This is a genomic window from Azospirillum humicireducens (assembly GCF_001639105.2).
GTDB classification, from domain to species: domain Bacteria; phylum Pseudomonadota; class Alphaproteobacteria; order Azospirillales; family Azospirillaceae; genus Azospirillum; species Azospirillum humicireducens.
Genome location: NZ_CP015285.1, coordinates 3132920 through 3140000 on the forward strand (window position 1 = coordinate 3132920; position 7081 = coordinate 3140000).

Genomic DNA, 7081 nt, shown 5'->3' on the forward strand with positions numbered 1-7081 from the left:
GCCGGGCCTCGGCGGCAGGGGGGAAGCTATGCACAGAGCTATGGGCAACCGGAGCGTCTTAGCCCTTCGAAAGGCGCTTCTCCAACTCCACCAGCAGGAACAGCAGTCCCCCGGCGGCGATCATGGCCGCCCAGGCGGCGGCGCCGATGGGGGCGGTGCCGAACAGGGATTGCAGCGGCGGGGCGTAGGTGAAGACCAGCTGCAGGACGGTCATCAGCGCGATGGACAGCCAGACCGGCCGGCTGCCGGCGATGCCGGCCAGCAGGCCGGCGTGGCTGTGCAGGCCGCGGGCGTTCAGCAGGAAGAAGATCTCTCCCACCACCAGGGCGTTGACGGCCATGGTGCGCGCCACCTCGATCCCGCCGCCCTGCATCCGCTGGACATGGAAGAAACCGAAGCTGGCGGCCACCAGCAGGACCAGCGCCACCAGCATCCGGCGGATCAGCGGGCCGGACAGGATCGGCTCGTCGCGCGGGCGGGGAGGGCGGGCCATGACGCCGGGTTCCGGCGCTTCGAAGGCCAGCGCCAGCCCCAGCGTCACCGCCGTCACCATGTTGACCCACAGGATCTGCACCGGCGTGATCGGCAGGATGGTGCCGGACAGGACCGCCACCAGGATCACCACCGCCTGGGCGCCGTTGGTCGGCAGCATGAACAGGATGGTCTTGCGCAGATTGTCGTAGACGGTGCGCCCCTCTTCCACCGCGTGGACGATGGAGGCGAAGTTGTCGTCGGCCAGCACCATCGCCGCCGCTTCCTTCGCCGCCTCGGTGCCGTTGCGGCCCATGGCGACGCCGACATCGGCGCGCTTCAGCGCCGGGGCGTCGTTGACGCCGTCGCCGGTCATGGCGATTGTCCCGCCGTCCGCCTGGAGCGCCGCGATCAGGCGCAGCTTGTGCTCCGGCGTGGTACGGGCGAAGACGCTGTTGGCGCGGGCGGCGGCGGCGAAGCCGGCCTCGTCCATGCGGTCCAGCTCCGGCCCGCTGGTGACTCCGTCCGGCAGGCCGAAGGTCCGGCCGATGGCGGCGGCGGTGGCGGCATGGTCGCCGGTGATCATCTTCACCGCGATTCCGGCCTGACGGCAGGCGGCGACGGCTGCCAGGGCCTCCGCCCGCGGCGGGTCGATCAGGCCGCACAGCCCCAGCAGTTCCAGCCCCTCGTCCGCCAGATCGTCGACGATCAGTTCCGACAGGTCGATGGAGGTGCGGCGCATCGCCAGCGCCAGAACCCGCTGCCCCTGGCCGGCAAGATCGGCGGTCAGGGCGGACCAGCGCTCCCGGTCCAGCGGCCCGCTGCCGCCGGCCCGCCGCTCGCGTTCGCACAGCGCCAGCACGCGTTCCGGCGCGCCCTTCACCACCAGGATGCCGTGGCCGGCATGGTCGTGATGCAGGGTCGCCATGAACTGGCGTTCGGATTCGAAGGGAATGGCGTCGCGGCGGGGGCATCGGCCCAGCTCGTCGGCCGGCTCCAGCCCCGTCTTCATCGCCAGCGCCAGCAGCGCGCCGTCGGTCGGGTCGCCGGCGAGCAGCCAGTCTCCGCCGGGGCCACCGCCGGGATCGCGGTGCAGGTCGGCGTCGTTGCACAGCAGGGCGGCGCGGGCCAGATCCAGCAGCACCGGCTCGCGCGCCGGGTCGGCGAGGCGGCCGTCGCGGCTGAACTCCCCCTCCGGCGCATAGCCGCTGCCGCCGACGCGATAGGTGCCGTCGGCAGTCACGACCCACTGCACCAGCAATTCGTTGCGGGTCAGGGTGCCGGTCTTGTCGGTGCAGATGGTGCCGACGGAGCCGAGAGTCTCCACCGCCGGCAGATGGCGGATGATGGCGTTGCGCCTGGCCATGCGGGTCACGCCCACCGCCAGCGTGATGGTCATCACCGCCGGCAGCCCTTCCGGGATCGCCGCCACCGCCAGCCCGACCGCCGCCAGCACCATGTCCTGCCACGGCTCGCCATGCACCAGCCGGCCGAAGGCGAAGGTGATCGCCGCCAGCAGCAGGATTCCGCCGGTCAGCCAGCGGCCGAACCGCGCCATCTGAAGCAGCAGCGGGGTTTCCACCGACGCGACCGACGCCAGCAGATGGCCTATCCGTCCGATTTCCGTGCCGTCGCCGGTGGCCACCACGATGCCGGTGCCCTGGCCCTGGACCACCATCGTGCCGGCATAGGCCATGCCCAGGCGGTCGCCCAGAGCCGCATCGGCGGCAACGGGGAGGGAAGCCTTGGCGGCGGGGACGGACTCGCCCGTGAGCGCCGCCTCCTGCACCAGCAGCCCCTTCGTGCGCTCCAGCCGCAAATCGGCCGGCACCCGGTCGCCCGAGGCCAGGAACACCCGGTCGCCCGGCACCAGCTCCTCCGCCGCCAGGGTCACGGCATGGCCGTCGCGCATCGCCACCGCCTGGGGCGACAGCATGTTGCGGATCGCCTCCAGCGCCTGTTCGGCCTTGCCCTCCTGGATGTAGCCGATCAGCGCGTTGACCAGCACGACACCGAAGATCACGCCTGCGTCCGTCCAGTGCCGCATCAGCAGCGCCACGGCACCCGACGCCAGAAGGACATAGATCAGCAGATTGTGGAACTGCGCCAGGAAGCGCATCCAGGGCGGCCGCCGTTTCGGCGGGGTCAGGCGGTTGGGGCCGAAGCGTTCCAGCCGTGCCGCGGCCTCCGTGCCGCTCAGCCCCTCGTCCGGGCTGTCGAGCCGGCCGGCGGCTGCGGCGGTGTCGAGCGCATGCCATGGAATGTCGGCAGGCGTTTGCGCAGTGGAGCCCGATTCGGCCAGCGGTGCCATGAACTGCCTCCCTGGTTGACCCGAGGCGATCACATCTGGAAACCAAGGCCTATGAGGGTGCTCTCGTCATCCCCGCGAAGGCGGGGAACCAGGAAACTCTTGTGGAAACAGCTGGAATTGCTGGATTTCCGCCTTCGCGGGAATGACGGGTTTCACCTGCATGGCGTCATGGTTGTCGATTGCGATTGCCCTGCATGTTGACCCCGACAGTAGAGCATCGGACCGGGGAGGCGTCCTTAATCTGGCTCAATCACCGAACGGTCCGGTGTCTTAACCGAAGCCGGGGCGCGGGCGGACCGCTTCGGCCAGCATCGAATCCAGCACGCCGACCAGATGTTCGATGCGGTAGGGCTTGGGCAGGACCATCACGCCGGTGGCGCGGACCACCTCCTCGCTGTAGCCGGTCGCCAGCACCACTGGAAGGCTGGGGTAGAGGCGCTGCGCGGTGCGTGCCAGATCGACGCCGCTCATGCTGCCGGGCATCACCACGTCGCTGAACAGCAGGTCGAACTGGCCGGCCGCCAGCAGCGGCAGGGCTTCGTCCGCGGTGGCGGCGCGGGTGATGGTGAAGCCGGCATCCTCCAGTGCCGTGGCGACGGTCAGGGCGACGATCGGGTCATCCTCCACCACCAGCACATGGCCGCCGGTGCGGGGGGCGCCGGCCGGCCGGGCTGCCGGCCCGGCCTCCGCCTGGGGGGCGGTGCCGGAACGGCGGATCAGCAGGCCGATGGTGGTGCCGCGCCCCTCCTCGCTGTCGATCCAGGCGGTGCCGCCGGAATGGCGGGCGAAGCCGTAGACCTGCGACAGGCCGAGCCCGCTGCCCTTGCCGATCTCCTTGGTGGTGAAGAAGGGGTCGAAGGCGCGCGCCCGCACCTCGGCCGGCATGCCGGTCCCGGTGTCGCCGACCGTCAGCCGCACGAAGTCGCCGGACAGCCCGTCGGGCGCCTGCGGGTCTCGCGGCTCCAGCGTCGCATTGTCCGCACGGATGGCCAGCACCCCGCCCTCCGGCATCGCATCGCGCGCATTGACCACGAGGTTCAGCAGGGCCAGTTCCAGCTGCGTCGCATCGACCTCCACCGGCCACAACCCGGCGGTGAAGTCGATCTCCAGCCGGATGTCGGCGCGCAGCGCCCGGTTCAGCAGTTCCGACATGCCGAGCACGCGGTCGCGCAGATCGACGGTTTCCGGCCGCAGGGCCTGCCGGCGGGCGAAGGCCATCAGCTGCTGCACCAGCTTGGCGCCACGGTCCACCGCCTGCCGGCCGGCATCGACCAGCGGCTGGATGCGCGTTCCCTCGGCCCGCTTCTCGATCATGTGCAGGCAGCCGGACAGGGCCTGGAGCAGGTTGTTGAAGTCGTGGGCGACGCCGCCGGTCATCTGGCCGAGCGCCTCCGTCTTCTGGGTCTGCAGCAGCGCCACCTGCACGCGCTCGCGCTCGGCCACCTCCTCGGCGACGCGGGCTTCCAGCGTGACGTTGAGCTGCTGCAGCTCCTCCTCCGCCCGCTTGGCCTCGGTGACGTCGCTGCCCTCCACGAAGAGGCCGGTGACCTGTCCCGCCTCGTCCTTGATCGGCTGGTAGACGAAGGTGAGATAACGTTCCTCCAGCGGCCCGTCCGGACGGCGCAGGAAGCGGATCGGCATGTTCCGGCCGACGAAGGGCTCGCCGGAGCTGTAGACGCGGTCGAGCAGTTCGAAGAAGCCCTGCCCCTCCACCTCCGGCAAAACCTCGCGCGCCGGGCGGTCCAGCACATCGCGCTTGCCGACGAGCTGAAGGTAGGTGTCGTTCGCCAATTCGAAGATATGTGTCGGCCCGCGCAGCACGCACATGAAGCCGGGCGCCTGCCGGAACAGGGTGCGCAGCCGCTCCCCTTCCGCCGCCAGCCGGGCGTTTGCCGCTTCAACCGCGGCGCGTTCGCGCATCAGGGCCTGGTTGGCGGCGCGCAGCGCCGTTTCGGCCGACGCGCGCTCCACCGCCGCCCAGGTTCGTTCCGCCACGTCCTCGGCCAGAGCGGCATCGGCCTCGGTCCAATGGCGCGGCTTGGTTTCGTGCAGGAAGAGGATGGCGGTCAGCTGTCCGGCCTTCAGCAGGGGCACCACCAGAAGCGACCGCACCCCGATGCCGGCGAAGGCCTCCGCGTGGGCGCTGCCGGAGGTGCGCAGGTCGGTCGTCACGTCGTCGACGCGCAGCGTGTATCCGGCCCGCAGTTCGGCCATCACGGCGGAGCCGAAGCTGTCGAGCGGCCGGTCCCCCGACAGGCTGGCCATGCCGCTGTCGCTCCAGTCCCGTTCCACCGACACCGTCGCGCCGGTGGGATCGATGCGGCCATAGCCGGCCCGCGCCACCCCCAGATGGCGGCCGATCGCCTCCGCTGCAGCAGCGGTGACGCCGACCGGATCGTTCAGCCCGCGCAGCCGCTCCGCCAGATCGAGCTGGAAGGTCAGACGCCGTTCGGCGAGCACCCGCGCGGTGTTCTCGGTGCAGGCGCAGAACATGCCGGCGACGCGGTCGGTCTCGTCGCGGACCGGGCTGTAGGAGAAGGTGAAATAGGTCTCTTCCCGGTAGCCGTGCCGCTGCATCACCAGCAGCCGGTCCTCGTGGTAGGTCGCCTCGCCGGCCAACGCCCGCACGACCAGGGGGGCCAGATCCTCCCAGATGTCGGCCCACACCTCGGCGAAGGGACGGCCCAGCGCCTCCGGCTTGCCGCCCAGGAACGGGCGGTAGCTGTCGTTGTGGAGAAAGCTCAACTCCGGCCCCCAGACGACGAACATCGGGAAGCTGGAGGTCAGCATCAGGTTGACGATGGTGCGCAGCGATTGCGGCCAGCCCTCCGCCGGGCCCAGGGACGTGGCGGACCAGTCCATTGCCCGCATCCGCGCGCCCATCTCGCCGCCGCCGGTGAAGATGTCCGGCATGCATCCCGGCCTGTCCGGCGTCCCGATGCCGGTGCCGTCCTTATCGTGCTTGCCGGCGCGGCGAAGCCGGGCCGCATCCTCCCAGACCCGGCCGGCCATCATGTGCCGGATACCCCGGAGGCGGTCATCCACAAGCCGTTCACATCGGCCTGCGCCGGTTCCGGGCGCCGATGCCGAATGCTCCGACAAAAAATATGGGATTTTCTCCGAATCATGGCGCGAGAATATTGAATCGTCCGAGGAGTGGCAATCCGGCTTCTCTAGCCATTTGGGAGTAGGTTTCTTGATTCGTCATGCCGGCGTGACATCAAGCTCCTGCAGATGTTGTCAGGACCATTACAGCCGCCATCGGTTTCTTGTGCGGTTCCGGTCATGTGGGAACACGAGGTGGCGGCCGATGCAAGGCAGCCGCGCGGGCGGCGGCGTGGAACTCGTCCCGAGACCACCATACCTTGGTTGTTAACCATTGGCCGCCAGGCGGTCCCTCATTACGGCTCCAGTTTATGGATAGCGCCATGATCCCCTTTTCCGTCCTCGACCTCAGCCCGATCGTGTGGGGGGCGACCGCCGCCGACAGCTTCCGCAACACGCTGGACCTCGCGCGCCATGCGGAGAAGTGGGGCTACAAGCGCTATTGGCTGGCCGAGCACCACAACATGCCGGGCATCGCCAGTGCCGCCACCGCCGTGGTGATCGCCCATGTCGCCGCCGGCACCTCGACCATCCGCGTCGGCTCGGGTGGGGTGATGCTGCCCAACCATGCGCCACTGGTGGTCGCGGAGCAGTTCGGCACGCTGGAATCGCTCTATCCCGGCCGTATCGACCTCGGGCTCGGCCGGGCGCCGGGAACCGACATGATGACGGCGCGGGCTCTGCGCCGCGACATGAGCGACAGCGGCGACCGTTTCCCGCAGGATGTCGTCGAACTGCAGATGTATTTCGAGGAGCCGGAGCCGAACCAGCGCATCCGCGCCGTTCCGGGGGCCGGGCTGAAGGTGCCGCTGTGGCTGCTGGGCTCCAGCCTGTTCAGCGCGCAGCTGGCGGCGATGCTGGGCCTGCCCTTCGCCTTCGCCTCCCATTTCGCGCCCGACATGCTGATGGAGGCGCTGGCGATCTACCGCGCCCGTTTCGAACCGTCGGCGATGCTGGACAAGCCCTATGCCATGGTCGCCGTCAATCTGTTCGCCGCGGATACCGAGGCCGAGGCGCGGCGCATCTATTCCTCCGCCCAGCAGCAGTTCGCCAGCCTGCGCCGCGGCACGCCGGGCAAGCTGCCGCCGCCGGTGGACGACATCGAGGCGTGGTGGAGCGGCCCGGCCGAGAAGATGATGGTGGAACGCGCGCTCGGCACCATGGCGGCGGTCGGCACGCCCGATCAGGTGGCGG

The 7081-nt window shown here is 70.0% G+C and carries 3 protein-coding genes (1 of these 3 only partly in view); 1 reads left to right on the plus strand and 2 read right to left on the minus strand.

The window, feature by feature from the left end; all coding sequences use genetic code 11:
• Window positions 1-58: 58 nt before the first annotated feature.
• Both A6A40_RS14535 and A6A40_RS32280 read right to left on the minus strand, forming a co-directional pair.
• Window positions 59-2782 carry an HAD-IC family P-type ATPase gene (locus tag A6A40_RS14535; RefSeq protein WP_063636007.1) on the minus strand — a complete coding sequence of 908 codons (2724 nt, stop codon included), beginning with the start codon at window positions 2780-2782 and terminating at the stop codon, window positions 59-61.
• 270 nt (window positions 2783-3052) lie between these two features.
• Window positions 3053-5797: a GAF domain-containing hybrid sensor histidine kinase/response regulator gene (locus A6A40_RS32280; protein WP_063636008.1), complete on the minus strand. Its 2745-nt coding sequence runs from the start codon at window positions 5795-5797 to the stop codon at window positions 3053-3055.
• A gap of 413 nt (window positions 5798-6210) precedes the next feature.
• Between A6A40_RS32280 and A6A40_RS14545 the strand changes: the two genes are divergently transcribed.
• A protein-coding gene (locus A6A40_RS14545) for an LLM class flavin-dependent oxidoreductase (protein ID WP_063636009.1) crosses the window boundary here: on the plus strand, window positions 6211-7081 show its 5' portion. The gene runs 128 nt beyond the window's last position; only the first 871 of its 999 coding nucleotides appear in the window; its start codon is at window positions 6211-6213; its stop codon lies beyond the right edge, outside the window.